This is a genomic window from Nonomuraea sp. NPDC003560 (assembly GCF_042878785.1).
Classification (GTDB): domain Bacteria; phylum Actinomycetota; class Actinomycetes; order Streptosporangiales; family Streptosporangiaceae; genus Nonomuraea.
This window is the reverse complement of the sequence record NZ_JBIAOF010000014.1, coordinates 148,923-173,436: the sequence shown is the minus strand read 5'-3', so window position 1 is coordinate 173,436 and position 24,514 is coordinate 148,923. Positions and strand designations below refer to the sequence as shown.

At 71.7% G+C, this 24,514-nt stretch carries 25 protein-coding genes, 1 tRNA gene and 1 pseudogene; 13 read left to right on the top strand and 14 right to left on the bottom strand.

Annotation, left to right across the window (positions count from 1 at the left end):
* Positions 1-7 precede the first annotated feature (7 nt).
* Both ACFYUV_RS42305 and ACFYUV_RS42300 read left to right on the top strand, forming a co-directional pair.
* Complete coding sequence (locus ACFYUV_RS42305; RefSeq protein ID WP_387679540.1) at positions 8-274, top strand: hypothetical protein; 267 nt, start codon at positions 8-10, stop codon at positions 272-274.
* Between the two features lie 390 nt (positions 275-664).
* Positions 665-1,144, top strand: coding sequence for a tyrosine-type recombinase/integrase (locus ACFYUV_RS42300; protein WP_387679537.1), 480 nt, complete (start codon positions 665-667; stop codon positions 1,142-1,144).
* A gap of 104 nt (positions 1,145-1,248) precedes the next feature.
* Here ACFYUV_RS42300 and ACFYUV_RS42295 read toward each other — a convergent pair.
* Positions 1,249-1,319: transfer RNA gene (locus ACFYUV_RS42295), tRNA-Gly, on the bottom strand.
* 99 nt (positions 1,320-1,418) lie between these two features.
* On the opposite strand from ACFYUV_RS42295, the gene dcd reads away from it, so the two are divergent.
* The 3 genes from dcd to ACFYUV_RS42280 all read left to right on the top strand — a co-directional run bounded on the left by dcd (position 1,419) and on the right by ACFYUV_RS42280 (position 3,858).
* Complete coding sequence (gene dcd / locus ACFYUV_RS42290) at positions 1,419-1,994, top strand: dCTP deaminase (protein WP_358289490.1); 576 nt, start codon at positions 1,419-1,421, stop codon at positions 1,992-1,994.
* A gap of 236 nt (positions 1,995-2,230) precedes the next feature.
* Positions 2,231-2,848 (top strand): DUF47 domain-containing protein, encoded by a 618-nt coding sequence (locus ACFYUV_RS42285; RefSeq protein ID WP_106243913.1) that lies wholly within the window; start codon positions 2,231-2,233, stop codon positions 2,846-2,848.
* Positions 2,849-2,853: 5 nt separating this feature from the next.
* Complete coding sequence (locus tag ACFYUV_RS42280) at positions 2,854-3,858, top strand: inorganic phosphate transporter (RefSeq protein ID WP_358289487.1); 1,005 nt, start codon at positions 2,854-2,856, stop codon at positions 3,856-3,858.
* A 91-nt stretch (positions 3,859-3,949) separates the two neighbouring features.
* On the opposite strand, the gene mshD is transcribed toward ACFYUV_RS42280, so the two are convergent.
* Positions 3,950-4,858: a mycothiol synthase gene (mshD, locus tag ACFYUV_RS42275; protein WP_387679533.1), complete on the bottom strand. Its 909-nt coding sequence runs from the start codon at positions 4,856-4,858 to the stop codon at positions 3,950-3,952.
* 107 nt (positions 4,859-4,965) lie between these two features.
* Between mshD and ACFYUV_RS42270 the strand changes: the two genes are divergently transcribed.
* Positions 4,966-6,774: a bifunctional metallophosphatase/5'-nucleotidase gene (locus ACFYUV_RS42270; protein WP_387679530.1), complete on the top strand. Its 1,809-nt coding sequence runs from the start codon at positions 4,966-4,968 to the stop codon at positions 6,772-6,774.
* A gap of 150 nt (positions 6,775-6,924) precedes the next feature.
* Here the strand turns inward: ACFYUV_RS42270 and ACFYUV_RS42265 are convergent, their stop codons facing one another.
* Positions 6,925-8,265, bottom strand: coding sequence for a sensor histidine kinase (locus ACFYUV_RS42265; protein ID WP_387679527.1), 1,341 nt, complete (start codon positions 8,263-8,265; stop codon positions 6,925-6,927).
* A gap of 256 nt (positions 8,266-8,521) precedes the next feature.
* On the opposite strand from ACFYUV_RS42265, the gene ACFYUV_RS42260 reads away from it, so the two are divergent.
* A complete protein-coding gene (locus tag ACFYUV_RS42260) occupies positions 8,522-9,406 on the top strand; it encodes a cytochrome c oxidase assembly protein (protein ID WP_387679524.1) in 885 nt (294 codons plus the stop codon).
* A 19-nt stretch (positions 9,407-9,425) separates the two neighbouring features.
* Here the strand turns inward: ACFYUV_RS42260 and ACFYUV_RS42255 are convergent, their stop codons facing one another.
* The gene (locus ACFYUV_RS42255; protein WP_387679521.1) at positions 9,426-10,829 is read right to left on the bottom strand and encodes an MFS transporter; all 1,404 of its coding nucleotides are present in this window, start codon (positions 10,827-10,829) and stop codon (positions 9,426-9,428) included.
* 113 nt (positions 10,830-10,942) lie between these two features.
* Between ACFYUV_RS42255 and ACFYUV_RS42250 the strand changes: the two genes are divergently transcribed.
* Together ACFYUV_RS42250 and ACFYUV_RS42245 are read left to right on the top strand one after the other, a co-directional pair.
* Positions 10,943-12,337, top strand: coding sequence for a cytosine permease (locus tag ACFYUV_RS42250; protein ID WP_352319839.1), 1,395 nt, complete (start codon positions 10,943-10,945; stop codon positions 12,335-12,337).
* Between the two features lie 77 nt (positions 12,338-12,414).
* A complete protein-coding gene (locus ACFYUV_RS42245) occupies positions 12,415-12,879 on the top strand; it encodes a hypothetical protein (protein WP_387679518.1) in 465 nt (154 codons plus the stop codon).
* A 2-nt stretch (positions 12,880-12,881) separates the two neighbouring features.
* On the opposite strand, the gene ACFYUV_RS42240 is transcribed toward ACFYUV_RS42245, so the two are convergent.
* From ACFYUV_RS42240 to ACFYUV_RS42230, 3 genes are all read right to left on the bottom strand, one after another.
* Complete coding sequence (locus ACFYUV_RS42240; protein ID WP_387679515.1) at positions 12,882-13,163, bottom strand: hypothetical protein; 282 nt, start codon at positions 13,161-13,163, stop codon at positions 12,882-12,884.
* A 35-nt stretch (positions 13,164-13,198) separates the two neighbouring features.
* Entirely contained in the window at positions 13,199-13,591 is a 393-nt protein-coding gene (locus ACFYUV_RS42235; protein WP_352319836.1) for a CoA-binding protein, read from the bottom strand.
* Positions 13,592-13,656: 65 nt separating this feature from the next.
* On the bottom strand, positions 13,657-14,421 hold the full coding sequence (locus tag ACFYUV_RS42230; RefSeq protein WP_387679512.1) for an SDR family oxidoreductase: 765 nt from the start codon (positions 14,419-14,421) through the stop codon (positions 13,657-13,659).
* Positions 14,422-14,499: 78 nt separating this feature from the next.
* On the opposite strand from ACFYUV_RS42230, the gene ACFYUV_RS42225 reads away from it, so the two are divergent.
* The 3 genes from ACFYUV_RS42225 to ACFYUV_RS42215 all read left to right on the top strand — a co-directional run bounded on the left by ACFYUV_RS42225 (position 14,500) and on the right by ACFYUV_RS42215 (position 17,933).
* Positions 14,500-15,336 (top strand): helix-turn-helix transcriptional regulator, encoded by an 837-nt coding sequence (locus tag ACFYUV_RS42225; RefSeq protein ID WP_387679509.1) that lies wholly within the window; start codon positions 14,500-14,502, stop codon positions 15,334-15,336.
* A gap of 33 nt (positions 15,337-15,369) precedes the next feature.
* Positions 15,370-16,311, top strand: a complete 942-nt coding sequence (locus tag ACFYUV_RS42220) for a DNA polymerase domain-containing protein (protein WP_387679507.1) — start codon at positions 15,370-15,372, stop codon at positions 16,309-16,311.
* 122 nt (positions 16,312-16,433) lie between these two features.
* On the top strand, positions 16,434-17,933 hold the full coding sequence (locus ACFYUV_RS42215) for a M28 family metallopeptidase (protein ID WP_387679504.1): 1,500 nt from the start codon (positions 16,434-16,436) through the stop codon (positions 17,931-17,933).
* Between the two features lie 40 nt (positions 17,934-17,973).
* On the opposite strand, the gene ACFYUV_RS42210 is transcribed toward ACFYUV_RS42215, so the two are convergent.
* Entirely contained in the window at positions 17,974-18,579 is a 606-nt protein-coding gene (locus ACFYUV_RS42210) for a hypothetical protein (RefSeq protein WP_387679501.1), read from the bottom strand.
* Positions 18,576-19,340 (bottom strand): MerR family transcriptional regulator, encoded by a 765-nt coding sequence (locus ACFYUV_RS42205; RefSeq protein ID WP_387679498.1) that lies wholly within the window; start codon positions 19,338-19,340, stop codon positions 18,576-18,578. Before ACFYUV_RS42205 ends, ACFYUV_RS42210 begins: the two co-directional genes overlap by 4 nt.
* Before the next feature lie 163 nt (positions 19,341-19,503).
* Between ACFYUV_RS42205 and ACFYUV_RS42200 the strand changes: the two are divergent.
* Positions 19,504-19,611: pseudogene (locus ACFYUV_RS42200) on the top strand (transposase); the annotation flags it as partial.
* 18 nt (positions 19,612-19,629) lie between these two features.
* Here the strand turns inward: ACFYUV_RS42200 and ACFYUV_RS42195 are convergent.
* From ACFYUV_RS42195 to ACFYUV_RS42175, 5 genes are read right to left on the bottom strand one after another with little or no spacing between them, the layout of a single operon-like run.
* Complete coding sequence (locus ACFYUV_RS42195; protein WP_387679495.1) at positions 19,630-20,238, bottom strand: 2OG-Fe(II) oxygenase; 609 nt, start codon at positions 20,236-20,238, stop codon at positions 19,630-19,632.
* Positions 20,235-20,987, bottom strand: coding sequence for a JmjC domain-containing protein (locus tag ACFYUV_RS42190; protein ID WP_387679492.1), 753 nt, complete (start codon positions 20,985-20,987; stop codon positions 20,235-20,237). The genes ACFYUV_RS42195 and ACFYUV_RS42190 overlap by 4 nt, the downstream gene beginning before the upstream one ends.
* Positions 20,980-22,017, bottom strand: coding sequence for a ribosome small subunit-dependent GTPase A (rsgA, locus tag ACFYUV_RS42185; protein ID WP_387679489.1), 1,038 nt, complete (start codon positions 22,015-22,017; stop codon positions 20,980-20,982). Before rsgA ends, ACFYUV_RS42190 begins: the two co-directional genes overlap by 8 nt.
* Positions 22,010-23,299, bottom strand: a complete 1,290-nt coding sequence (locus ACFYUV_RS42180; RefSeq protein ID WP_387679486.1) for an MFS transporter — start codon at positions 23,297-23,299, stop codon at positions 22,010-22,012. The genes rsgA and ACFYUV_RS42180 overlap by 8 nt, the downstream gene beginning before the upstream one ends.
* A complete protein-coding gene (locus tag ACFYUV_RS42175) occupies positions 23,296-24,513 on the bottom strand; it encodes an arginase family protein (RefSeq protein ID WP_387679483.1) in 1,218 nt (405 codons plus the stop codon). Before ACFYUV_RS42175 ends, ACFYUV_RS42180 begins: the two co-directional genes overlap by 4 nt.
* Position 24,514: the final 1 nt, after the last annotated feature.

The following is a 24,514-nucleotide window of genomic DNA, read 5'->3' as shown; positions in this document are numbered from 1 at the left end:
GTGTGCGTTGGCCGGACTACTTCGACGAGCAGGCGCCCCTCATCGAGTTAAGGGTTGGTTCTCGGATGTCCTGATCGAGCGGGAGGGACAGCTCTACCGCCCGGCATTCTACGATCCGATCCGACTTGGGCAAGAGATCGCCGAGGAGATGGCACGCGGCGCAGGCTTCTTCAGAGAGGCCAACCTTGTCGTGGTCGACCGAGTCACGCGCGCCTATATGGAAGCCGCCATCAGCGCGCTCATCGACAACGGCTTCAACCTGCTACCTGAGTGAGACCAGCCAGGACTGACGGATCACAGGAGACGATTCGATCGAGCTCTAAGGCGCCGGGCTGCACGCATCAGCCGGAAAACGGTCGGCAACCATGCTGCTCGGTGGTCCGGGGCTGAGGAACGAAGCCCTGGACCCTCGATCGCCCCCGACCATGCACGATGGCCAGCCACGCCGTGGCGACCGTAGGGCTACATCTGTGCGGCGGCGTGGCAACCCCCGGCCGATGCGTTCGGTTGGTACGGCGGGGCCGGCGTGCGGTGCCCGGCCCGGTGTCCCGCCGCCGTCCGGGACCGGCCCCCAGGCCGCACGCCCGGACGGCGGGCGGGCGGAGGGCCGGGGGTACGGCGGCGCGCCGCGCCGCCGCTTGACGCGCGTACGGTCCGAGTACGGGTGGCCTTCGTGGAGCGCTCGTCCGGCGGCCTGGTGCTCGGCCCGCCCAAGTCGAAAGCGGGACGGCGAACCGTGGGCATCCCGCAGAGCATCGTCCCGATCCTGCGCGAGCACATGGACACCTACGTCAAGGACGAGCTGGGATCACTCGTGTTCCCCGGGGCCAAGGGCGGACCGATCCGTCGCAGCGGCTTCAACAGCCGCAGCCGATGGGTTGACGTGGTGTCCGACATGGGCCTGCACGGGCTCCATTTCCACGACCTGAGGCACACCGGCAACATGCTCGCCGCCGAGTCGGGCGCAGGCCTCAAGGACCTCATGGCGCGGATGGGCCATGACAACATACGAGCGGCGATGATCTACCAGCACGCGGTCAGAGGGGCGGACGAGGCGATCACCAACGCCATCGACAGGCAACTCACGGTCCGTGATGACGACGAGGGGGACGAGGCGGCCGGAGCACTGGTTCCCGCAGGATGATCAACGGCTTATGGCCCGCTAATGGCCCGAAAAGATCGAACAGCTCCGAACGTGATCAAAGCCCGGGTGAGGATCTGATTCCTGACCTGGGCCTTCGTAGTGAGAGCGGGTGACGGGAATCGAACCCGCGCTGTCAGCTTGGGAAGCTGATGTTCTGCCATTGAACTACACCCGCACGAACCGAAGTACGCGTCCCCACTGTAGCGGAAACTTGCCCCCCAACAGCAAACCCAACGCCCCACCTTTTCCGGCCGGGACGGTAAGTTGGCTCACCGTGTTGCTATCTGACCGTGACATCCTTGCTGAGATCGACTCCGGCCGGCTCGCCCTAGACCCCTTCCACCAGGACATGATCCAGCCGTCCAGCATCGACGTACGGCTCGACCGCTACTTCCGTGTCTTCGAGAACCACAAGTACCCCCATATCGACCCCTCCGTGGAGCAGCCGGATCTCACGCGGATGGTCGAGCCGGCCGGTGACGAGCCGTTCATCCTGCATCCGGGGGAGTTCGTGCTGGCCTCCACCTATGAGGTGATCACGCTTCCCGACGACCTGGCCTCGCGGCTGGAGGGGAAGAGCTCGCTCGGACGGCTGGGCCTGCTGACGCACTCCACCGCCGGGTTCATCGATCCCGGTTTCAGCGGGCACGTCACGCTTGAGCTGTCCAACGTGGCGACCTTGCCCATCAAGCTGTGGCCGGGGATGAAGATCGGGCAGTTGTGCGTGTTCCGGCTCAGCTCGCCCGCCGAGCACCCGTACGGATCGGCCAAGTACGAGTCCCGGTATCAGGGGCAGCGGGGCCCGACTCCGTCCCGGTCGTTCAGGAACTTCCACCGGACGAAGATTTGAGTGAACAACAGGTGAACATTTAGCGAACGTCGCGGAAGGATGAGCCCTCCGCACACCCCACAACAGGCCACGTCACCGGCCGGATTTCCCTGCAAAAAGCGGCCAAACTACTCCGGACGCCGGTGTCGCACAACATACGCAGGGTAGCCAGAAGGCGAAGGAGACATGAAGTTCGCATTTCGCCTGGTAACCCGTACCCTCTTCCACGGACCATCCCCGCACATCTGGAGAACGACGTGCGCCTGCGTCTCACGCCACGTGAGGACAGCTACTACGACCTGTTCGCCGACTCCGCGAACAACCTGGTCACGGCATCCCGTCTGCTGGTCGAGATCATCAGTGACGGATCGGACAGGGAAGCCCTGGCCGAGAAGATGCGCGCCTGCGAGCACGCCGGTGACGAACGCACCCATGCGATCATGAACCGGCTCAACGAGAGCTTCATCACTCCGTTCGACCGTGAGGACATCTACCGCCTCGCCTCCAACCTCGACGACGTGATGGACGCGATGGAGGCCGCCTCCGACCTCATCGTCCTCTACCAGATCGACCATCTCCCCAAAGACGTGGTCCGGCAGGTCGAGGTCCTGGAACGCGCCGCCGAGCTGACCGCCGAGGCGATGCCCCGGCTGCGTTCCATGAAGAACCTCAACGAGTACTGGATCGAGGTCAACCGCCTGGAGAACCAGGGTGACCAGGTCTACCGCAGGCTGCTGGCCAAGCTGTTTAGCGGCGAGTACGACGCGCTCACCGTCATGAAGATGAAGGAGGTCGTCGACGCCCTGGAGGAGGCCGCCGACGCCTTCGAGCACGTGGCCAACACCGTCGAGTCGATCGCGGTCAAGGAAAGCTAGGCCCAGTGGACCTCACGCTCGCCCTCGTCATCGGCGTGGTCGTCATCTCCCTGGCCTTCGACTACACCAACGGGTTCCACGACGCGGCGAACGCCATCGCGACCTCCGTCTCGACCCGGGCGCTCACCCCCAGGGCCGCGCTGTTCATGGCCGCGGCGATGAACTTCATCGGCGCCCACCTGGGCACTCAGGTGGCCCAGACCGTCGGAAAAGGGATCATCGACGCTCCCAACGGTCCGCACGGCCTGGTCGTCGTGGCCGCGGCGCTCATCGGCGCGATCGTCTGGAACCTGATCACCTGGTACTTCGGGCTGCCCTCCTCCTCCAGTCACGCGCTCATCGGCGGCCTGGTGGGCTCCGCGCTGGCCTCGGCCAGCGTGGTGCACTGGGACGGCGTCGTCGAGAAGGTCGTCATCCCGATGATCCTGTCGCCGCTGATCGGGTTCAGCCTCGCCGCGCTGATCATGATCGCAATTTACTGGATCTTCCGCAACAGCCAGCCGGGCAGGACCAACCGCGGCTTCCGCTACGCGCAGACCGTCTCGGCCGCCGCCATGGCGCTCGGGCACGGCCTGCAGGACGCGCAGAAGACGATGGGCGTCATCTTCCTGGCGCTCACGGTCGGCGGGTACGCCAGCCCCGGCGAGGGGATCCCGCAGTGGGTCATCCTGAGCGCCGCCGGTGCGATCTCGCTCGGCACGTACGCCGGCGGGTGGCGCATCATGCGCACGCTCGGCCGGCGGATCATCGCGCTCGACCCGCCCCAGGGGTTCGCCGCCGAGTCGGCCGCGGCCACCGTCCTGTACGGAGCCGCGATCGGGTTCGGCGCGCCGATCTCCACCACCCACACCATCACCACGGCGATCATGGGCGTCGGCGCCACCAAGCGGCTGAGCGCCGTGCGGTGGGGCGTGGCCGGCAACATCGTGACCGCCTGGGTGCTCACCATCCCGGCGGCGGCCCTCGTGGCGGCGCTGGCCTACGGCGTCCTCCACCTGATGGTGGAGTAGGGCCTGACGGTGAGTAGGGCCTGACGGTGAGTAGGGCCTGACGGTGGAGTGGGGCGCCGGTGGCTGTCCGTCGGCGTCCATCAGCCGGGGGCTATCCGCCGGCGTACATCACGTCCACGTCCCAGCGGGCGAAGCCCAGGGACTCGTACAGCCTGATCGCGGCCGTGTTGGCCTCGTCCACGTAGAGCATCGCGTGGGCGAGGCCGCGCGAGCGCAGGTGGGTCAGTCCGGCCAGGGTGAGCGCCCGGCCCAGGCCGGTGCCCTGCTGGGAGGGGTCGACGCCCACGACGTAGACCTCGCCGAGCGGCTCGTGGCCGTGCTCGGACGAGCCGTGGATCTTGGTCCAGTGGAAGCCGGCGAGCCGGTCGCCGCGGACGGCCAGGAAGAAGCCCTCGGGGTCGAACCAGGGCTCGCGCTCGCGCCGGTGCAGGTCGTCGAGCGTCCAGGCGCCCTGCTCGGGGTGGTGGGCGAAGGCGGCGGAGTTCACCTTGAGCCACGCCTCCTCGTCCTGACCCGGGACGAACGTGCGCAGCTCCACACCTTCCGGAAGCGTGTAGGGCGGCAGCGGGGCGAACAGCGAGCGGCGCATCTGCCACAGCGAGCGCACCCGGTCGAAGCCGAACGACGCGGCCAGCGCCCCGGCGCCGGCGTGGTCGCCGTGCGCCCACAGCCGCACCCTGCCGCCGGTCAGCTCCAGCACGGCCCGCAGCAGCCGCGTCCCGTGGCCCTGTCGCCGGTAGGCGGGATGGATGACCAGCTCCGCGCTCGGCCCCTCGACCTCGTCGGTCGGGTCGACGTGCGCGTAGCCCGCGGGCGCGCCGTCGTCGGCGTGCAGCAGCAATGAGCGGGCACGGGGGTCGCCGCCGTACCGGAGATGGAGCATCACGTGCTCGTTGAGCGGGCGGACCCCGTCCGTCTCGGTCGCCGCCTCGACGATGCGGAGAACCTGGGAGACCTCGTCGTCGTCGAGCCGTTCGCAGATCTTCACATGCGCACCCACATAAGGAACTCTAGGCGTACCAATGGCGAACAATGCCATGGGCTGCCCCGGTCAATCGTTACCTTTGCGACATTCGTTGCATAGGGAGACGTCGTAACGTCCCTCTCATGACGTCACGCACCCTCCTCCGGCTGTGCACGGCCGGCGCCGCCACCGCGGCCGGGATCGCCCTGGCCATGGCGCCCGCGGTCGCCGCGACCAGCGGCTCGGCCGATCGCGGAACCGGCCACGGCGGGCCGACCGTCCCGGTCCGCCTGCTGAGCATCAACGACCTGCACGGCAACCTCGAACCGCCGTCGGGCTCCTCCAGCCGCATCCTCGACCCGGACGGCCCCCTCGTCGACGCCGACGGCTCGCTGACCGGGCTGCCCGGCGGCAAGTACTCGATCGCCGGCGGCGCGTCGTACCTGGCGACGTACGTCAAGCAGGCGCGTACCGAGAACACGCTGCTCGTGGCGGCGGGCGACCTGATCGGCGCGTCCCCGCTCATCTCGGCCGCCTACCACGACGAGCCCACCCTGGAGGTGCTCGGCTCGCTCGGCCTCAACGCCACCGCGGCCGGCAACCACGAGTTCGACGAGGGGTACGCCGAGCTGCAGCGCCTCATGAACGGCGGCTGCCACCCGGTGGACGGCTGCTCGCCCGCCGGCCAGTGGAAGGGCACGGACTTCGACTTCCTCGCCGCCAACGTCCTCAAGGAGGGCTCCGGCCAGTACGCCCTGCCGCCGTTCTACGTCAAGAAGATCAACGGCGTGCAGGTGGGCTTCATCGGCCTGGTGACGGCGACCACGCCGACCATCGTCACCGCCGAGGGCATCAAGGGCCTGCAGTTCACCGAGGAGGTCGCCGCGGCGAACCGGGCCTCGGCCTACCTGGCGCGCAGGGGCGTCAAGGCGCAGGTCGTCCTGATGCACGAGGGCGACTCGACCACCCCGAACCAGAGCCCGGACGCGTGCTCGGCGAACACCGCCAACGCCGGCTCGCGCATCGCCAGGGAGCTGAACCCGCAGATCGACCTGGTCATCAGCGGCCACTCGCACCAGGCCTACATCTGCAAGACCAAGGACCCGGCGGGCCAGGACCGCTACTACACGCAGGGCTCGTCGTTCGGCCGCGTGCTGACCCAGATCGACCTGCGGGTCGACAAGCGCACCCGGGACGTGGTCCGCTCCTCGGTCACCGCGGACAACAAGGTCGTCGCCCGTACGGTCACCCCGGACCCGCAGGTCGAGGCGCAAGTTCAGACGTGGCGGACGCGCAGCGCCGAAGTGGCCAACCGCAAGATCGGCTCGATCACCGGTGACATCACCAACGTCGTCACCAACACCTCGGCCGCGACCACCAGGCCGGAGACGCCGCTCGGCGACCTCATCGCCGACTCCCAGCTGGAGGCGGCCAAGCCGGCGGGCGCCGAGATCGCGCTGATGAACCCGGGCGGCATCCGCACCTCGCTGACGTACGCGCAGTCGGGGTCCGAGGGCGACGGCGTCGTCACCTACGGCGAGGCGTTCGCCGTCCAGCCGTTCAGCAACATCGTGCAGGTGCGCACGTACACGGGCGCGCAGCTCAAGGCGCTGCTGGAGCAGCAGGTCTGGACGCCCAACCCGGCGACGGGCGCGATCAACCACCGGCTGCTCCAGGTGTCGTCGTCGCTGACCTACACCTTCGACACCACCAAGCCGGTGGGGTCGCGCGTGTCGGACGTCAAGCTCAACGGCGCCCCCGTCACGGACACGCAGTCGATCAAGATCGCCGCGAACAACTTCCTGATGGGCGGCGGTGACGGCTTCTCGGTGTTCACGCAGAGCACGGACACGTGGAGCGGACCGGTCGATCTCGACGCGTTCACGGCGTACCTGACCGCGCACTCGCCGATCAGCCCGTCGGCGGCCAACCGCATCACGATGATCAAGTGATCCCCGGGCCGGAGGTCCCGCCGTGCGGGCCTCCGGCTCTTCCGGACAGAGCACGACGGCGTGCGTCCGGACAGAGCACGACGGCGTGCGTCCGGACGAGGCGCGACGGCGTGCGTCCGGACGCCAGGACCCGGTGCGGTGAGCCGGACGTCAGGACCGGTGCGGTGAGTCGGCGGGGCGTTCCTGCTCGCGGTACAGCGGCAGGCAGGCCACCAGGCGGGCGCCCGGTTCGTGGTCGGCGACCTTGAGCGTGCCGCCGTGCGAGGCGCAGATCTCGCGGGACAGCGCCAGGCCCAGCCCGCTGCCGCCCTTCTCCTTCCGGCGGGCGTCCTCCAGCCGGGTGAAGCGTTCGAAGACGCGCTCGCGGTCGGCGGGCGGGATGCCGTCGCCGTCGTCGGTGACCGAGACGTAGACGCGGTCGCCCTCCACCCACACCTTGAGGTCGATCCGGTGCGCGGCGTGCCGGGTGGCGTTGTCCAGCAGGTTCGTCAGCAGCCGGTCGAGCTGGACGGGCGAGCCGAGGACGGGCGCGTGGGCGCACACGTCCACGACGATGGGGATCTTGCCGCCCTCGCGGCGGCGCACCTGCTCCTCGGCCAGGCGGCACATGTCGACGACGCGGCGGTCGGGGATGGCGCCGGCGTCCAGGCGGGCCAGCAGGAGCAGCTCGTCGATGATCCCGGTGAGGCGTTCGGCGGCGGCCAGGGCGCGGGCGCCGGTGGCGGGCCAGTCGGTCTCGTCGGGGTAGGCGTTGGCGACCTCCAGCTGGGTGCGCAGGGCGGAGATGGGGCTGCGCAGCTCGTGGGAGGCGTCGGCGACGAAGCGGCGCTGGGTCTCGGCCGAGCGTTCGAGACGGTCCAGGGTGTGGTTGGTGGTGGTGGCCAGGTCGGTGATCTCGTCACCGGTCTCGGGGACGGGCACGCGCCGGCTCAGGTCGCGGCCGGTGATCTCGGCGAGCTCGGCGCGGATGCGCTCGACCGGGCGCAGCGCGGAGGCGACCACGACCCAGGTGATGCCGGCGACGATCACCAGGGCGATGGGCGTGCCGAGGAACACCGTGGCGTTCAGCCAGGACAGCGCCCGGTTGACGTCGCTGAGGGAGGAGGCGCCGTACACCGTGACGAGCCGGCCGTCGGGGGTGCGCACCTTCATCGCCATGATCAGGTACTGGGCCTCCTTCTCGTCCCTGAGGCCGGTGAGCGTGCTCTCGGCGCTGTAGAGGGTCTCCGGCTTGTCCACCCGCATGCCGGACAGCCGCTGGCCGTGGTGCAGGCCGGGGCTGGTGGCCAGCACGCGTCCGTCGGCGTCGACCACCTGCAGGAGCTGCACGCGGGCCGGGGCCTCCAGCGACGCGGGCAGCTGCCCGGCGCGGGCCTCGCTGGCCACCCTGCGGACGGCCAGCTCCACCCGGGTCTCCACCAGCCCGTGCAGGTTGTCCGGCCCGAGGGTGAGGGCGAGCGCGCCCGTGACGGCCAGGACCACTGCCGCCACCAATGTCGCGAGCGTGGTCAGGCGCCCGCGGATCGAGCGGGGAAAGAGCCTTTTCGCCATCCCCTGAGACCTACCCATGGAGACCTGAACGGGGAAAAGTCCGGATCGAGATTCGGCAAGCGGCCCGCAAAGAGGGGTGTCCCGCCGGGCCGGCCCGGCGTGGCGCTCGAATAGTGGATCACGTGGGAGGCGCCACGGGCAGGCCGCCGGTCCTCGCCGGGCGGCTGCCGCGACACATGGGCGAGGTGATCGATCTGTGCCGCATCATCACCACCTGAGCGGGTTCTGGGCCGCGCCGGCGCTCGTCGTGCTGGTGACGTACGTGGTGCTGGCCGGGCGGACGGCGTGGAGCCGGTGGCGTACCGCGAGCTTCGCGGGCGGCTGCGCGCTGGTGACCGTGGCGCTCACCGACCCCGTCGCCGCGCTGGCCGCGACCGACTTCCGCGGCCACGTGGTGCAGCACCTGCTGATCGGCATCGCGGCGCCCCTGTTCCTGGCCCTGGGCGCGCCGGTGACGCTGCTGCTGCGCTCGCTGCCGGTCGCGCAGGCCCGCCGCCTGACCCTGGCGCTCCGCGGGCCCGCCGTCCACCTGCCGGCCAACCCGTGGACCGCGCTGGTGCTCAGCGCCGGCGGCATGGCGGCCCTGTCCTGCACGCCCCTGTACGGGCTCGTCCCCGCGCCGCCGGTGCACGCGTACCTCCTGCTGACCGGTTACCTGTTCGCCTGGGTCGTCGCCGGGCCCGACCCCGCGCCGCGCCGCCCGCCGGTGCCGGTGCGGCTGGCCGTGGTCGGGGTGGCGGTCGCCGTGCACGCGGGGCTGTCCCAGGTGATGTACGCCGGATGGCTGGACCTGCCGGTGCCGTCCGGCCAGCTCAGGGGTGCGGCGGAGATCATGTTCTACGGCGGGGGCGCCGCGGAGCTGCTGCTCGCCCTGGCCTTGGCGGCGTCCTGGCGGGCCCGGCGCACTCCCGAGCACGCCGACGTCGAGCTGCTCGCCCCCGGGCTGACCGTCCGGGTGCCGGGGGAGCCCGAGCCCGTCCGGCGGGTCCGCGTCCCCGACCGCGAGCCGGCGAGGACGCGCGGCCCCCTCACCCCCGCCGAGTACGGCGACGAGGACGATCCGGACCCCGCCGACCTGTAGCCGCCCGGCGGCGGCCCGGTCAGTGGGCGGCGCGGGAGCGGAAGAGGTCGTAGAGGGCGGCGGCCAGCGCCATGACCACGAACCCCAGCACCACCCACAGGCCGTGCCGGAAGGCCGTCGGCCAGCCCTGCGGCAGCGAGCCGAAGAACGCCGAGCCCGCCGCCGCGATGCCGATCGCCGACCCGAGCCGCTGCCCGGTCTGCAGCACCCCGGCGGCGCTGCCGCCGCCCGCGGGCGGCACCTCCGACAACGTGATCGCCTGGTTGGGCGAGATCACCAGGCCGCTGCCGATGCCCGCGACCAGCAGCGGCAGCGCGGTCGCGGCGCCCACGCCGGCCCCCGGCACCAGCAGCGTCGCCACCATGGTCGCCAGCAGGCCCGCGATCACCGTCCCGAGCCCCACCGCGACCAGCTTCCTGCCCGCCCGGCCCACGAGCCTGCCGCCCACCACCGACGACCCGGCCGACCCCAGCGCGAACGGCGTGATCGACAACCCGGCCAGCAGCGCGCTGTAGCCCTCGCCGCTCTGCAGGTACAGGGTGAAGGCGAAGAAGATCCCGGTGAACCCGGCGAAGTAGAACAGGGCGATGGCCGACCCGAGGCTGTAGGACCGCCTGGCGAACAGCGACAGGTCCACCAGCGGCTCCCTGCGGTACAGCCGTTCCCAGAGCACGAACCCGGCCAGCACGAGCAGCGCGGCCGGCACGAGCAGCCACTTGGCCTCGCCCTTCCACTGGTGCTGCTGGATGAACGGCAGCAGCAGCGTCGCCACGCCCACGCCGAGCAGCAGCACGCCGACCGGGTCCATGCTCTCCCGCCGCCCGGTGCGCACCGGCCCGGGGACGGGCTCGGGCAGCCACTTCCAGGCCAGCGGCAGCAGCGCGATCCCGATGGGCAGGTTCACCAGGAACACCCACCGCCAGCCCTGCGCGGCCCCGAACCCGGTGACCAGCGCGCCGCCGATCAGCGGCCCGGCGGCGGTGGACACGCCGATGGTCGCGCCGAGCGCGCCGAAGGCCCGGCCGCGTTCGTGGCCCAGGAACATCTGCTGGATCAGGCCGGACACCTGCGGGTTCAGCATCCCGGCCGCCATGCCCTGCACGAGCCGGGCCGCGATCAGCACCGGCATGCTCCAGGCGAAGCCGCAGGCCGCGCTGGCCGCCGTGAACAGCACCACACCCCACATGAACAGCGTCCTGCGGCTCCTGGCGTCGCCCATCCGCCCGGCCGGGACCAGCAGCAGGCCGAACGTGAGCGCGTAGCCGGACAGCGTCCACTGCAGGCCGTCGTCCGAGGCGTGCAGGCCCGCGCGGATGGAGGGCAGGGCGACGTTGACGATGCTCACGTCCAGGCCCGACATGAACGCCGCCACCAGGCACACGCCCAGCGCCCGCCTGCGCGTGTCGGAACCGGGTGCCTGCATCGCGACCTCTCTGCGGAACAGCGGCAGCGATCATGATTCCCCCCAGGGTGGGAAATATCGTCCTAGGCGGACAATGATTTCTTTGCCGGGCCCCCGCGAAGGAGCAAGTGATCATGGACACGATGGCCGTGGAGCGGAACGGCATCAACGCCGTCCCCGACAGCGAGCGGCGGGGAAGACCGTCCGACCTGTTCTGGCCCTGGGCGGGGGCGAACCTGTCCCTGTTCGGGGTGGCGTTCGGCGTGTACGTCGTCGGGCTCGGCCTCGGCGTCGTCCCCGCCGTCGTGACCGGCGCGGTCGGGTACGCGTTGTCGTTCCTGCTGGTCGGCCTGGTCGCCGTCGCAGGCAGCCGGTCCGGCGTGCCGACGATGACGCTGGGCCGGGCGCCCTTCGGGTACCAGGGCAACAAGCTGCCCGCGGTGTTGTCGTACGTGTCGAACGTGGGCTGGGAGATCGTGCTCGTCACGCTCTCCGCGCAGAGCGGGGCCGCCATCCTGCGCCGCGTGGCGCCCGGGATCCCCGAGACGACCGCCACCGCCGGCTGCTTCGCCGTCGCGGCGCTGGTCGTGATCGCCGTGGGCGTGTACGGCCACGCCATGATCATGGTCGTCCAGCGTTACCTGACGTACGCGTTCGTCGTGCTGACCGTCGTCTACCTGATCCTCATGCTGCCCAGGCTGGGCGGCTCGCTGGAGACGACGGCGGGCCCCGGCGGCTGGGTGGGCGGCGTCATCCTCTCCATGACCCTGCTCGGCCTGGGCTGGGTCAACTGCGGCGCCGACTACTCCCGTTACCTGCCCGCCGGCTCCCGGCCCAGGTCGGTGGCCCTGTGGACGACGCTGGGCGGCGCGCTGCCGCCGATGGTGCTGCTGGTGTTCGGCGTGCTGCTGGCGGGCGGCGACCCGAAGCTGGCCGAGGCGGCGGGCGGCGACCCGGTGGGCGCGCTGGCGGCGGCGCTGCCGACCTGGTTCCTGCTGCCGTACCTGCTGACCGCGATCGGCGGCTTCCTGGCCGGGGCCATCATGGACATCTACTCGTCGGGGTTGTCGATGCTGGCCCTCGGCGTGCCGGTCAGGCGGCACCTGGCGGTGCTGATCGACGGGCTCCTCATGGTGCTCGGCGGCTACTACCTGCTGTTCGTCTCCGACAACTTCTTCGGCACCTTCCAGGCGTTCCTGGCGATCATCGGCGTGGTGATGGCCGCCTGGGTGGCGATCTTCCTGGTGGACATGTGGCGGCTGCGGGACGGCGGCCGCGCCTACGACGAGCGCCTGCTGCGCCCCGGCGCGCCCGCCCTCAACCCGGCCGGGCTGGTCTCCCTGGTGGTCGCCTCGGTCGTGGGCGTCGGCCTGATCACGTCCGCGGACGAGCACATCGCGGCGGTCGTCGGGTTCCTGATGAGCGACGAGCTGCGGAACAGCACGTTCGGGGCGGCCAACATCGGCGTGGTCATCGCGCTGCTGCTGGCCGGGGTGTTGTACTTCGTGCTCACCCTGCGCCGCCGCTGACCTTCTCAGCACCGGGGAGCGTCCGTTACTGTTGGTGAACAGTCATGGACTTTCCGTGGATGTCTACCGTATTGCGGTTGCTCAGGTGGTCAGTCCACGGCGCCTTCTGGGCGTCGCTGGTGATCGCCGTGCTGGCCGTGCTGGGCGAGGAGCGGTCCGCCGAGGCCGCCGGGGGCGTGCTGCTCGGGCTGCTCTACGGTCTGGGTCAGGTGATCCAGGGCGGCCCGTCGCGGCCGATGCTCGGGCGGGTGTGGCTGGGGCTGGTGACCGCGTGCTGGGCGGTGCTCGCGGTGGCGGCGGCGCCGTTCGTGTGGGCGGCGTTCCCGCTGGTGTTCGCCTACCTGCGGCTGCTGCCGCTGTGGGCGGCGACGTTCGGCGTCACGGTGCTGACGTCGGCGGCGATCACGGCGGCGGGCTGGCACGCGGGCGAGCTGTCGGCGGCGCTCGTCGTGGGGCCCGCCGCGGGCACGGCGGTGGTGACCCTGCTGGCGCTGGCCTACCAGGAGCTCTGTGCCGGACGCGCCCGGCCGTCGGCCGGATGAGGTCAGTTCGGCTCGGGCCGGCGCCAGGTCTCGAACGGCGCGGGGGAGCTCATGCGCTCCTTGAACTCGCGCGCCCTGGTCAGGCAGTCGGGGCAGACGGGCTCGGGCACCGACCGGGCCAGGGCCTCCGGGGCCGGCTCACGCTGGGTGCCGAGCACCGTCCGGTCCGGAGGCAGGCCGGTCTCCGGGTCGATGGTGATCATGGTGACGTTCGCGGTGGTGTAGGGGAACGTGCGCTTGCACGCGAAGCACGTGCCGATCGTGGTGATGTGGTCGTCTTCCATGGATCCGCCCTCCCTCACCGCACCGTACCTCGCGATCAGGGATTGCGGCGCAACGCCCATTCCACCGCGGGGCAGCGGTCCATGACGACGTCGAGCCCGGCGTCGAGGGCGCGCTGGGCGGCCGCCTCGTCGATCACGCCGATGGGCAGCCACACCGCTTTCGCGCCGGCCGCGATGGCCTCGTCCACGACCTGGCCGGCGAACTCCGAACGCCGGTAGACCGCCACCACGTCGGGCTTGACCGGCACCTCGGCCAGCGACGTGTAGCCCGGCTCGCCCAGCACCGGCCGGCCCGCCGGATGGACCGGGATGATCTTCTTGCCCCGCGCCTGGATGCGCTGGGCCTGGTCGTAGGCCGTGCGCTGCGGGTCGTCGCCGAGCCCCACGAACACCCACGTCCCGGCCTCGTGCAGCAGCTGCCTGATCACGCGCTGATCCGCGAAACGATCGTCCATGCAGGCGTCAACACGCCGGACGCGCGCGGGCTTCCCGCCTACGCCTGGGCGGTCGGCAGCACGACCACCTGGCGCAGGTTGACGTGCCGGGCCCGGCTGACCGTGTAGCCGATGAGGTCGGCGATCTCGTCGGCGGTCAGCGGGGTGAACGCCTCGAACATCCCGGCGAGCTGCGCGCCCAGCTCGGCGTTGTCGATGTGGTCGCCGAGCTCGGTCGCGGTCAGGCCGGGTTCGAGGTTCGTCACGCGCACGCCCCGCGGGCCGAACTCCGGGCGCAGCGAGGCCGACAGGTGGGTCAGCGCGGCCTTGGTCGCGCCGTAGACCGCGTAGTTGGGGAACGTGACGTGCGCGCCGATCGAGGAGATGTTCACCAGGTCGGCCGTCCGCCCGGCGTCGGCGGCGGCCAGCAGGTCGGCGGCGAAGGCGCCGGTGACGCGGAGCACGCCGGCGACGTTGGTGTCCAGCATGCGCGTCCACTCGTCGAGGCGGCCGTCCTGGACGGGGTTGGGCAGCATCACGCCGGCCGCGTTGACGACCAGGTCGGCCCGGCCCAGCCCGGTGTGGACGACCTCCACGGCGGCGGCCACGCTCTCGTCGTCGGTGACGTCCACGGTGACGGGCAGCGCGGTGCCGCCGTCGGCGTCGATCTTGGCGGCCAACTCGGCCAGCCGGTCGGCGCGGCGGGCGAGCAGGGCCACCTTGGCGCCGTTGGCGGCCAGCAGGCGGGCCGTGGCCTCGCCCATGCCGCTGGCGGCTCCGGTCACGACGGCGATGCGGCCCGAGAGGTTCTCGTAGTTCGTCATGCCTCTCACCCTGGCCGAGCCGCACGGACTTACCCAGCGCACGGCTTTTCCTGGTAACGGCGGTACTACCCTGAAGCGGTGGAAGGTGATTTGGGGCAGTTTCTCCGTTCTCGTCGGGCCCGGATCCATCCGGCGGACGCCGGGCTGCCCACGTCGGGGCGGCGGCGGGTCAGCGGCCTGCGGCGCGAGGAGGTCGCGCTGCTCGCCGGCGTGAGCGTCGACTACTACATCCGCCTGGAGCAGGAACGCGTCCAGAACGTCTCCGACGCCGTGCTCGACGCCGTCGCCCGGGTCCTGCGCATGGACGACACCGAACGCGCCCACCTGCGCGACCTGCTCCGGCCGGCCAGGCACGTGAGCCGGCCCGTCCTGCGGCCCGGACTGAGCAGGCTGCTCGACCTGGCCGACGGCATGCCCGCGTTCGTCCTCGGGCCCCGGATGGACGTGCTGGCCTGGAACGCGCTGGCCGACCGCGTCAGCGGCTTCGCCGGCGTTCCGGACGGCCGGCGCAACCAGCTCCTCCAGGTGTTCCTGGCGCCGCACACGCGCACCCTCTACCCCGACTGGGCCGAGGTGGCCGCCGACACGGTCGCGTACCTGCGGCTGTACGCCGGGCGTCACCCGGAGGACCCGTTGCTGGCCGAGCTGGTCGCCGAGCTGTCGGCCGACCCCGACTTCGTCCGCCTGTGGGCCGAGCACGGGGTCGCCGAGAAGACGTACGGGACCAAGCGCCTGCGCCACCCCGAGCTGGGCGAGCTGGAGTTCGGGTACGAGACCCTGGCCGTGCCCGGCCAGCCCGACCTGGCGATCGTCATGTACACGGCCGACCCGGACTCCGGCACCGGCCGCGTGGTCGCCCGGCTGCGGGAGGAGATCGGCTCCTCGCGGGAACTCGCCCGGTCCGGCCGTGGTTGACCCGGGCGCGGGCCAGTGGGCATCGTGGGGCGGGTGACCGCCGATGACGTCGCCCTGACCAACCTCGACCAGCCGCTGTTCGACGGGTCCGGCGCCACCAAGCGCGACCTGGTCGACTACCTCGACGCGGTCGCCGACCGCATCGTCCCGGCGCTGCGCGGGCGCGCGCTGTCGGTGCTGCGGGTACGGCCGGGCCAGGAACCCTTCATGCAGAAGAACCTGCCCAAATACGCCCCTTCCTGGATCAGGACGGTCAGTGTGTGGGCCGAGGCGTCCCGCAGGCAGGTGACGTACGCGCTGTGCGACGACCGGCGCACCCTGCTCTGGTTCGCCAACCAGCGGGCCGTCGAATACCACCCGGCGCTGTTCCTGGACGGCCGGCCCACGCACATGATCCTCGACCTCGACCCGCCCGAGGGCGACGACTCCTTCCCGCTCGCCGTACGGGCCGCCCACCTCGTCCGCCAGGCGCTTGCCGACGCCGGGCTGGCGGGCGCGGTCAAGACCAGCGGGGCCAAGGGCGTGCACGTGTTCGTCCCCGTCCCGCCGGGCACCGCCATGGACGACCTGGCCGCGGCCACCCGGGCCCTGGCCGCCCGCGCCGAGCGGCTCGACCCGGCGCTGGCCACGACGGCCTTCATCAGGGAGGACCGCGCGGGCAAGGTGTTCATCGACTCCACCAGGGCCGGCGGCGCGACGGTCGTGTCGGCCTACAGCCCGCGGGTGCGGCCGGGCGTGCCGGTCTCCTTCCCCGTCGCCTGGGACGAGCTCGACCGGGTCGTGCCCGCCGACTTCACCATCCACAACGCGGCCGGGCTGCTCGGCGGGCGGGACCCGTGGGCCGAGCTCATGCCGGAGCCGCGCGAGCTGCCCGCCGACCTGGTCGCGGAGGGGCACACGATCCCGGTGGCCCGCGTCCAGGCGATGCACGAGGGCAAGCGTCGCGCCCGCGCCCGGCGTGCCGAGTCAGCGTAGTGTCCGGATATTGACGCATTGGCGTAGGCCGGTAGACCTTCTCAGGGCTGCTTCGACGGGCTACCTTGCGAATCATTGCGGCTCGGGGGATTTCTCCGCATCTCACTCCTAGGGGAGCCTGCATGCGCAGAATCATCATCGCTTTGGTCGCCGCTCTCGCCTTACCCGTCGCCATGGCGGTCCCGGCGAGCGCGGGCCCGCTCGACGACGTCTTCGCCAAGCTGCTGGTGAAGCAGGTCAAGGGCGAGAACGTGAAGAAGCACCTGGAAGCACTCCAATCCATCGCCAACGCCAACGGCGGCACCCGCGCCGCCGGCACACCCGGCTACAACGCCTCCCGCGACTACGTGGCGGGCAAGCTGCGCAAGGCCGGTTACAAGGTCACGTTCCAGCCGATCAACTTCGTCGAGAGCTGGACCGAGAACAGCCCGCCCACGCTCAACCGGACCGCGCCGGACGCCAAGTCGTACGTGCCGAACGAGGACTTCTACTCCTTCCAGCCGTCACCCGCCGGGGACGTGACCGCGCAGGTCCAGGGCGTGGACCTGATCCTGCCCCCGACCCCGACGCCCACCTCGACCAGCGGCTGCGAGGAGTCGGACTTCGCCGGGTTCGTCGCCGGGCGCATCGCGCTCATCCAGCGCGGCACCTGCGCCTTCGCCCAGAAGATCCGCAACGCGGGCCGGGCCGGCGCGTCCGGGATCATCGTGTTCAACGAGGGCCAGCCGGGCCGGACCGACGCGTTCCCGCTGGACATCGGCGAGTGGCGGGCGAACGTGCCCATGGTCTTCGCCGACTTCGCCGTCGGCAACGAGCTGGCCGCCGGCTCGCCGACCGTGCGGCTCAAGGTCGACGCCAACCTCGTCCTGGGCACCAACGACAACGTGATCGCCGAGTCCCGGTTCGGCGACCCGCGCAACGTCGTCATGGTCGGCGGGCACCTCGACAGCGTGACCGTCGGACCCGGCATCAACGACAACGGCTCGGGCAGCGCGACCATCCTCGAAGTGGCCGAGGAGATGGCGCTCTTCCCGGTCAAGAACAAGGTGCGCTTCGCGTTCTGGGCCGCCGAGGAGATCGGCCTGCTCGGCTCCGACCAGTACGTCGAGAAGCTGTCCCAGGCCCAGCGCGACCGGATCCGGGTCTACCTGAACTTCGACATGGTCGCCTCGCCCAACTACGCGTACAAGCTGTACGACGGCGACGACTCCGACGGCCAGGGCTCGCCGGCCGGTCCGCCCGGATCGGCGCAGATCGAGCGGCAGCTCGCCGACTTCTACGCCTCCCGCCACCTGCCCACCGTGGGCACCGACTTCGACGGACGCTCCGACTACGGGCCGTTCATCGCGGTCGGCATCCCCGCGGGCGGCATCTTCACCGGCGCCGAGGGCATCAAGACGGCGGAGGAGGCCGCGCTGTTCGGCGGTGTCGCGGGCCAGCCCTACGACTCCTGCTACCACCAGGCGTGCGACACGATCGCCAACATCAACGCGACCGCGCTCGACGTGGACGCCGACGCGGTGGCCGACTCCACGGCCAGGTTCGCCTTCAACCTGAACGGCATCCCGCCGCGGACCGCCGCCGCCGCGAAGACCGCGCTCACTTCGCAGTCGGCACGCTGAGCAGACGATCCCGGGCGAGTCGCCGCCCGCCCGGGATCCTTCAGCGGGTACGGCTCGGGGAGCGCAGGGCGGCGACCGCGGCGGCGGGGTCGTCGGCGAAGAAGCGGATCGAGGTGACCTCGGCCCGCCCGCCGAGCGGCCGCACCGCGACGACCGGCCCGGTCAGCTCCACCGTCACGTTCGTCCTGGACGCGACCGCGACGCCCAGCCGGCCGCCGTCCACGCTGATCAGCCCCGCCTCGTTGTAGTTCTGGACGGTCCGGACGGAGGCGATGAGGTCGCGCGGCACGCGCAGGTCGAAGTAGGCGGCGTACCGGACGCGCAGCTCGTCCTCGGTGACCACGTGCGGCCTGGTGACGGAGGCGGCGGCCATGAAGACCACGAACAGCAGGCTGTACAGGTCGCCGACCAACACCGGCACGCGGATCGCCGCCGGCACGTCGTTCACCACCAGCAGCACGTCCACGACCGCCGTTTCGACGACCATCGCGAACATGAACAGGCCCAGGGTGAACGCCTGCTCCTTGGCGTACGACACGGCGGTCGCCCCCGCCGGGACGCCGTGCCGCCGCCGGGCCGCCCACAGGGCCACGCTGGTCAGCCCCGCCAGCTCGAACCTGAGGACCGCGCGCACCACGCCCATCATCCCGCCCCCTCCTTCGATCCGGTCTCCGTGAGCTCGGTGAACAGCAGCCGGAGCACCTCCGCCTGCGCGGGCGACAACTCCCCGAGCATCGTCTCCATCCAGGACAGGTCGGCCCCCGGGCCGGAGGGCACCATCCCGGCCAGCTCGTCCGGTATGTGGGCGGCCATGTCCGCGGCTAGCGGCCCGATCCGCTCGTCCCCGGCCTGCGCGTCCGCCAGCTCGTCGAGCCGCCGGTACAGCTCGTGCCCGGCGGCGAGCGCGGCCGGCTCGGTCATCGGGCGCATCAGCTCGGCCAGGCCCGCCTGGCCCTCCTCGTCGGACAACATGGTGGCCAGGGTCAGCAGCTCGTGGTCCAACGCCCCGAAGGCCGACCCGCCGCCGCCCAGGTCACGCAGCACGGCCGCCGCGTCGGGGGACATCATCGACTCCGGGCTCAGGCCGGGTTGCGCGAGCAACGCCGCCAGCCGGGCCCGCCGCGCCGCGATGGCCTCCTGCTGCCTGGCCAGGTCGGCGTCCAGCTCCTGCAGCGCCTCCCGGAAGTCCACGCCCCGGTCGTCGGCCAGGGCGTCCCGCAACTCCTCCAGCGACAACCCGAGCCCGGCCAGATGCCGCACCCGCGCCAGCCGTACGGCGTCGCGCAGCCGGTACTCCCGGTAGCCGTTGGGAAGCCGTTCAGGCTCGGGCAGGATTCCCAGGTGGTGGTAGTAGCGCACGGTACGGGTGGAAACCCCGACCAGCGCGGCCAACTCGCCGATCCGCATGCCCTCATTGAACAGTTTGACGCCGCGTCAAGGTCAAGCCGATGGGGTTCCGGCTCTCTTGCTGCTCGGAAGGGGCTCCGGGGGTCAGTGTTGATCTCTGGGAGCCAGACGGGGAGCCACTGCTCTACCCGGCCCACGGCTTGAAGGTCTTGTCCATCACGACCGTGCAGGCTCGATCGAGCTGGCCGTCCCGAAGCTCAGGCCGGGCTCCTACTTCCCGGACTGGCCGGTGGAACGCCGCCGCCGAGCCGAGCAGGAGCTGATCAGCGTCGGGGAAAGTGGTGCGCCGTCAGGGAGCCAGAAAGCCGGTGATCGAGCGCCTGAGGTGGTCGCCCGCGCCCGCCTCCACCGGCCTGACCCGGTGGAACGTCCCGGCCGCCATCACCACGAGCCGGTTCGGCCGCGGTGCGATCGCCGTGGCGGGAAGCGGCGCGTCCATCAGGTCCCTGGCCACGTCGAAATGCACGCACGGCACATCGTCCACCGGGCAGTCGAACAGCTCCAGCTCGCCGCCCCACGTCGCCCGCCACTCGCCCGACAGGTACAACGTGAACGCCGCTCCGCGTCCACGCCCGTCGTCGTGCCAGCCCAGGCCGCTGCCACGGCCGTAGCGCCAGAATCTGAAATGCTCGCCGTCGGCGAGATCGAGGCCCAAGGCTTCGAGCCCCTTCCTGACGGCCGACCGCATCGCCGCGCCGTGCTCGTCGCCGACCGGCACCGACGCGAACGAGGCGTCGGCGTGGAACGCCACCCCGTCGAAGACCGGGTCGATCGAGCTGAACGTGGGCCGGTAGGTGACCGCCCGCTCCGCCTTCGCCCAGGCGTCGAAGGCGTCCAGGGGCAACGCGTCGTCGATCACGGCGTAGCGCCGCCCGACCGCGGTCGTCACGTCACTCATCCCTGCTCCTCCCGCAGCCGCGTGGCGGCCTGCCGTACCCGTCTGGTGATCTCGCGCCAGGTGTCGTCGCCGGAACGGGTCAGCGCGGCCTCGACCGTGCCGATGTTCGAGGCGTTGACGAAGTTTCCTGTGATGGAGACGGTGTCTCCGGTGTTCATGACCTCGTGCGCCCACCCTCCGGGGACGAACAGCAGGTCACCGGGATGCTGGGTGCAGGTGTACTCGACGTCGCCGACGTCGGGCAGCGTCTCCGCCACGGCCTGGCTCAGCAGGCCGGCTCGCACGGAACGGCGCGGCGACATGACGCGCCACTCCTTCGCGCCGCTCAGCAGCGCGTTCCAGGCCGAGCTGCCCATCGTGTCCAGATGCAGCGGTGTGCCGGTCCCCGAGGGGCCGACGAAGATCCACGTCCAGGCTGGGCGCACCGGTTCCGGCAGCCAGTCGAACCACGAGGCGAACGCCTCGGGCAGCTCGCCGACCAGCTCGTCGCGGCGGCCGTGGACGTTCCAGCACAGATACCACGGGTCGAACTCGTCGCTGTTCAGCGCGAGCGCCTCGGCGAGAGTCATCGTCCGTCGCTCGCCGGTGCGCGTGGCGCCCACCTCCTGGTCACCGAAGCGGGCGAGAAGGCCGCCGTCGCGGACCGTCCGCGCCAGCGGCCAGTCCAGCGCCGCCCGCCTGATGATCAGCGGTTCCCGCCCTCCGGCCACCGCGCGCTCCGTGAGGGGACGGGTGAGTGTCTCAGCCACGCTGACGCCTCCTGATTCCCTTGGACACTGCCTTCCACTTCGCCTTCTCGGCCGCCCGCGCGATCGGATCGTGCTTGCGCTCTTCGTGCGCGAGCTGCCGCTGGATGGCGTCCCACGCGTCCAGGCGGCGTCGCGGCAACTGCCCGGTTTCGACCGCCTGCCGTACGGCGCAGCCGGGCTCGTGCTCGTGACCGCAGTTGGCGAACCGGCACTCCCCGGCCAGCTCGGCGATCTCGGCGAAGACGTCGGTGATCGCCTCCTGACGCGCCGACAGGGTCAGCGCCCGGATGCCGGGCAGGTCGATCAGGACGCCGCCGCCCGTCACGAAGTGCAGCCGCCGCGTCGTCGTGGTGTGGCGGCCTTCTCCGTCGCGCCTGACGGCGGCGACCCGTTCGCGGTGGCCGCCGAGGACGTTCAGCAGCGACGTCTTGCCCACGCCGCTCGCGCCGAGCAGCGTCGAGGTCGTCCCCGGGCCCATGAGTTCGCGCAGCCGTGCGACGCCCTCGCCGGTGACCGCGCTGGTGGCCACGACCTCGACCCCCGGCACCAGGGAGGCCGCCTGCTCGACGGTCTCCGGCACGTCCCGGCAGGCGTCGCACTTGGTGAGGGCCAGGACCGGAACGGCCCCGCTGTCCCAGGCCATGACGGTCAGCCGCTCGGCCATCTTCTGATTCAGCCCGCGATCGACCGGCACCGTCACCACGACGGTGTCGAGGTTCGCGGCGAGGACCTGCCGGCCCCGCCCGCCCGGGCTGGGGCGCGACAGCGCGGTACGGCGCGGCAGCACCTCCATGACCTCGACGCCCCGCATCGTGATCCAGTCGCCGGCGACGGGGGTGACATCGAGCGTGCCTGCGAGCTTGACGCCTGTGTGGCGGACCCAGCCGGCCGTCTCGCCGGGGGCGACGGCGCACGCCTCGGCGAGGCTCCCGTGCACGGCGGCGATCCGCGCGGGCACATGCTCGTCGCGCGGCCACACGGCTCCGTCCGGCCAGCCGAGCATGGCCAGCCCGCGTGTCCCGTCAGGCATCGCGGCCCGCCAGGTCGCCCGCGGACTCCTCGACGAACCGGTCGCGCACGCCCGATCGCGCGACCGCCCAGAGGAGCACCGCCCCGGACGTGACCACGATGACGGCCGCCAGCCCGGCCAGGTACGCCGTCCGTCCCACGAGGTTCGCCAGCGGCAACGCGATCGCGAAGCCCAGCGGCACCATCGCCGTGGTCATCGTGGTCTCGAACGAGCCCACCCGCGAGAGCATCGAGGCGGGGACGGAGAGCTGTACCAGCGTGTCGAAGACGATGCCCGCGACCCCGGCGGTGAGGCTCGTCAGGAACAGGGCCGCCGCGATCACCACCAGGTCCTGGCCGTACGCCAGGGCGATCAGCTGGACCGGCATCGACGCCGCCAGCAGGACGACGACGAGCACACCGCGCCACGCGACCCGCACCATGCCGCTCACCAGCGCTCCCAGCAGCCCACCCGCCGCGAGGAAGGTCACGAGGACGCCCCACTCCTCGATGCTCCCGAAGGTGTCCCGCACGGCGATCGGCCCGAGCACGCTCACCGACGCCAGACCGATCTGGGCCGGCACCCAGATGAGGATCGCCCCCAGAATGTACGGAACGCGCGGCATGATGCGCATCGCGTCGAGGAAGCGCACCCGTTCCCGAGGACCGTGCTTCTCGCCCTCCGCGGCCTCCGGCTCCTGGCGGCGCGGCACCAGCCGCCACAACCAGGCCAGCGAGAGCAGGGAGAAGACGAAGGTCGCGGCGTCGAAGAAGAGCGCCAGCGGGACACCCCCGAACGCCACGAGCAGCGCCGCCAGCGAGGGCCCGGCCAGCCTGCCGGTGTCGCCGGCGACACCGAGCCAGGAGTTCGCCTTCTGCAACTGCGTCGGCCGGACCAGCTCGGGCAGGAGCCCGACGGCGCCGGGCATGAAGAAGGCCGTCGCCGCGCCGTACACCGCGGCCGAGGCCACGAGATGCCAGAGCTGCGGCTGCCCGAAGGCGAAGGTGAGCGCGGGGAACAGCTGGGCGCCGAGGCGGACCAGGTCCGCGCCGAACATGACGGGCAGCCGCCCGATGCGGTCGGGCAGGGCGCCCCCGTACGCGACGAAGACGAACCGCGAGACCCACAGGGCCAGCAGCACCATCGGGATGCCCCGCCCGTCGGGTGCGACGGCCAGAGCGGCGAAGGCGAAGGTGACCGCGACGACACCGTCCCCGAGCCGCGAGACCGCCTGCCCCGCCAGGTGGACCCGGAAAGGGAGCGAGGTCAGAGGCGAGGTGGACACGGGTCTGGCCTCGGTCATCCAACTGCTCCAGGGAGGTCGTCTGTCAACGGTTCCGGCTGGTCATGGGGGGCGGACAGGGCCCGCCGGGCCTCTTCCAGCAGGACGGTCACCATCAGGTCCGCCAGATGCCTGGCCGCCAGGTGCCGGCCGGTCGGGGACGGGCACGCTTCCACCAAGTCGGCCCCGACCAGCCGCCCGGCGCCCGCCACCGCACGGGCCACCGCCGTCAGCGTCGCCGGGGCGAAGCCGCCTGAGCAGGGGTAGACCACGTCGGGCGCGTGCACCGGGTCGAGGGCGTCGACGTCGACCGTGAGGTAGACCGGCCGCCCGTCGCAGAAGCGCGCGATCCGCTCGGCCGTGCCGGGCTCGGCGGCCTCATCGGCGGTGAGGTAGGCGACCCGCTCCTCGTGCGCGTCGGCGGCCAGGTCGACCTGTGGGTCCACCCCGCGGACGCCCACGGTGAGCCAGCGCAGGCGGGAATGCTCGGCCAGCGCCCAGCTGACGAAGTTCCCGCAGTCGGCCGTGGCCCGCTCCCCGCGCGGCCTGCGGTCGGCATGCGCGTCCACGTGTACGACGCGGAGGCCGGGGTAGGCGTCGGCGACGGCGCCGATGGCGGGGTAGCTGACCGAGTGGTCCCCGCCCACCACCAGCGGGCGATGCCCCTGGGCGACCACGGCGCCGACCAGCGCCCGCAGCCGCTCGTGCGCCGTCACGCCCGTGTCCGTCGCCGGATCGACGAGGAGGTCGCCGTGATCGGCGACGCCGGGCAGCCCGTCGGCGGGCCTGGCGCGCAACGACCACGACCACGCCCCGTCCTGGCCGAGCAGGCGCAGCCGCCGGGCGAGGGCCGCGCGGATCACGGGGACGCCGTCCCTGGGCCGGGGCCCCGGCGGACCTCCCAGGTCCACCGGCGCCCCGATCACCCCCCACACCGCCGCGTTCGCGCGCTTGCCGGCGGGCAAGGCGAGCGGGGTCACGGCCACGCGGGCCAGCCCGCCGCCGGCCGCCGCCGTCGCGCCCATCGGCACGATCAGCCTGACCCTGCGCAGCGCCTGCTCGGCCTGCGGCGTCAGCCGTACCGCCGGGAGCGTGGCACGGCCGGTCCACAGCTCGCGCAACGGCTCGGTCAGGGCGAGCCGGACGCCCTCGGTGTCGTTGACCAGCTCAGCGCCCTCGATCCGGAACGCCGGGTTGAGCGCCCAGGGCGTCGCGGCCGGTGTGTCGCTCGTCATG

What these genes read in the sequence shown, in the direction of transcription:
- ACFYUV_RS42215 (WP_387679504.1), top strand. Translation starts at nt 16,434, where the DNA reads ATGCGCAGAATCATCATCGCTTTGGTCGCCGCTCTCGCCTTACCCGTC.
- ACFYUV_RS42250 (WP_352319839.1), top strand. Translation starts at nt 10,943, where the DNA reads ATGGACACGATGGCCGTGGAGCGGAACGGCATCAACGCCGTCCCCGAC.
- ACFYUV_RS42210 (WP_387679501.1), bottom strand. Translation starts at nt 18,579, where the DNA reads ATGATGGGCGTGGTGCGCGCGGTCCTCAGGTTCGAGCTGGCGGGGCTG.
- ACFYUV_RS42195 (WP_387679495.1), bottom strand. Translation starts at nt 20,238, where the DNA reads ATGAGTGACGTGACGACCGCGGTCGGGCGGCGCTACGCCGTGATCGAC.
- ACFYUV_RS42270 (WP_387679530.1), top strand. Translation starts at nt 4,966, where the DNA reads ATGACGTCACGCACCCTCCTCCGGCTGTGCACGGCCGGCGCCGCCACC.
- rsgA (WP_387679489.1), bottom strand. Translation starts at nt 22,017, where the DNA reads ATGCCTGACGGGACACGCGGGCTGGCCATGCTCGGCTGGCCGGACGGA.
- ACFYUV_RS42205 (WP_387679498.1), bottom strand. Translation starts at nt 19,340, where the DNA reads ATGCGGATCGGCGAGTTGGCCGCGCTGGTCGGGGTTTCCACCCGTACC.
- ACFYUV_RS42175 (WP_387679483.1), bottom strand. Translation starts at nt 24,513, where the DNA reads ATGACGAGCGACACACCGGCCGCGACGCCCTGGGCGCTCAACCCGGCG.
- ACFYUV_RS42180 (WP_387679486.1), bottom strand. Translation starts at nt 23,299, where the DNA reads ATGACCGAGGCCAGACCCGTGTCCACCTCGCCTCTGACCTCGCTCCCT.
- ACFYUV_RS42230 (WP_387679512.1), bottom strand. Translation starts at nt 14,421, where the DNA reads ATGACGAACTACGAGAACCTCTCGGGCCGCATCGCCGTCGTGACCGGA.
- ACFYUV_RS42255 (WP_387679521.1), bottom strand. Translation starts at nt 10,829, where the DNA reads ATGCAGGCACCCGGTTCCGACACGCGCAGGCGGGCGCTGGGCGTGTGC.
- ACFYUV_RS42240 (WP_387679515.1), bottom strand. Translation starts at nt 13,163, where the DNA reads ATGGAAGACGACCACATCACCACGATCGGCACGTGCTTCGCGTGCAAG.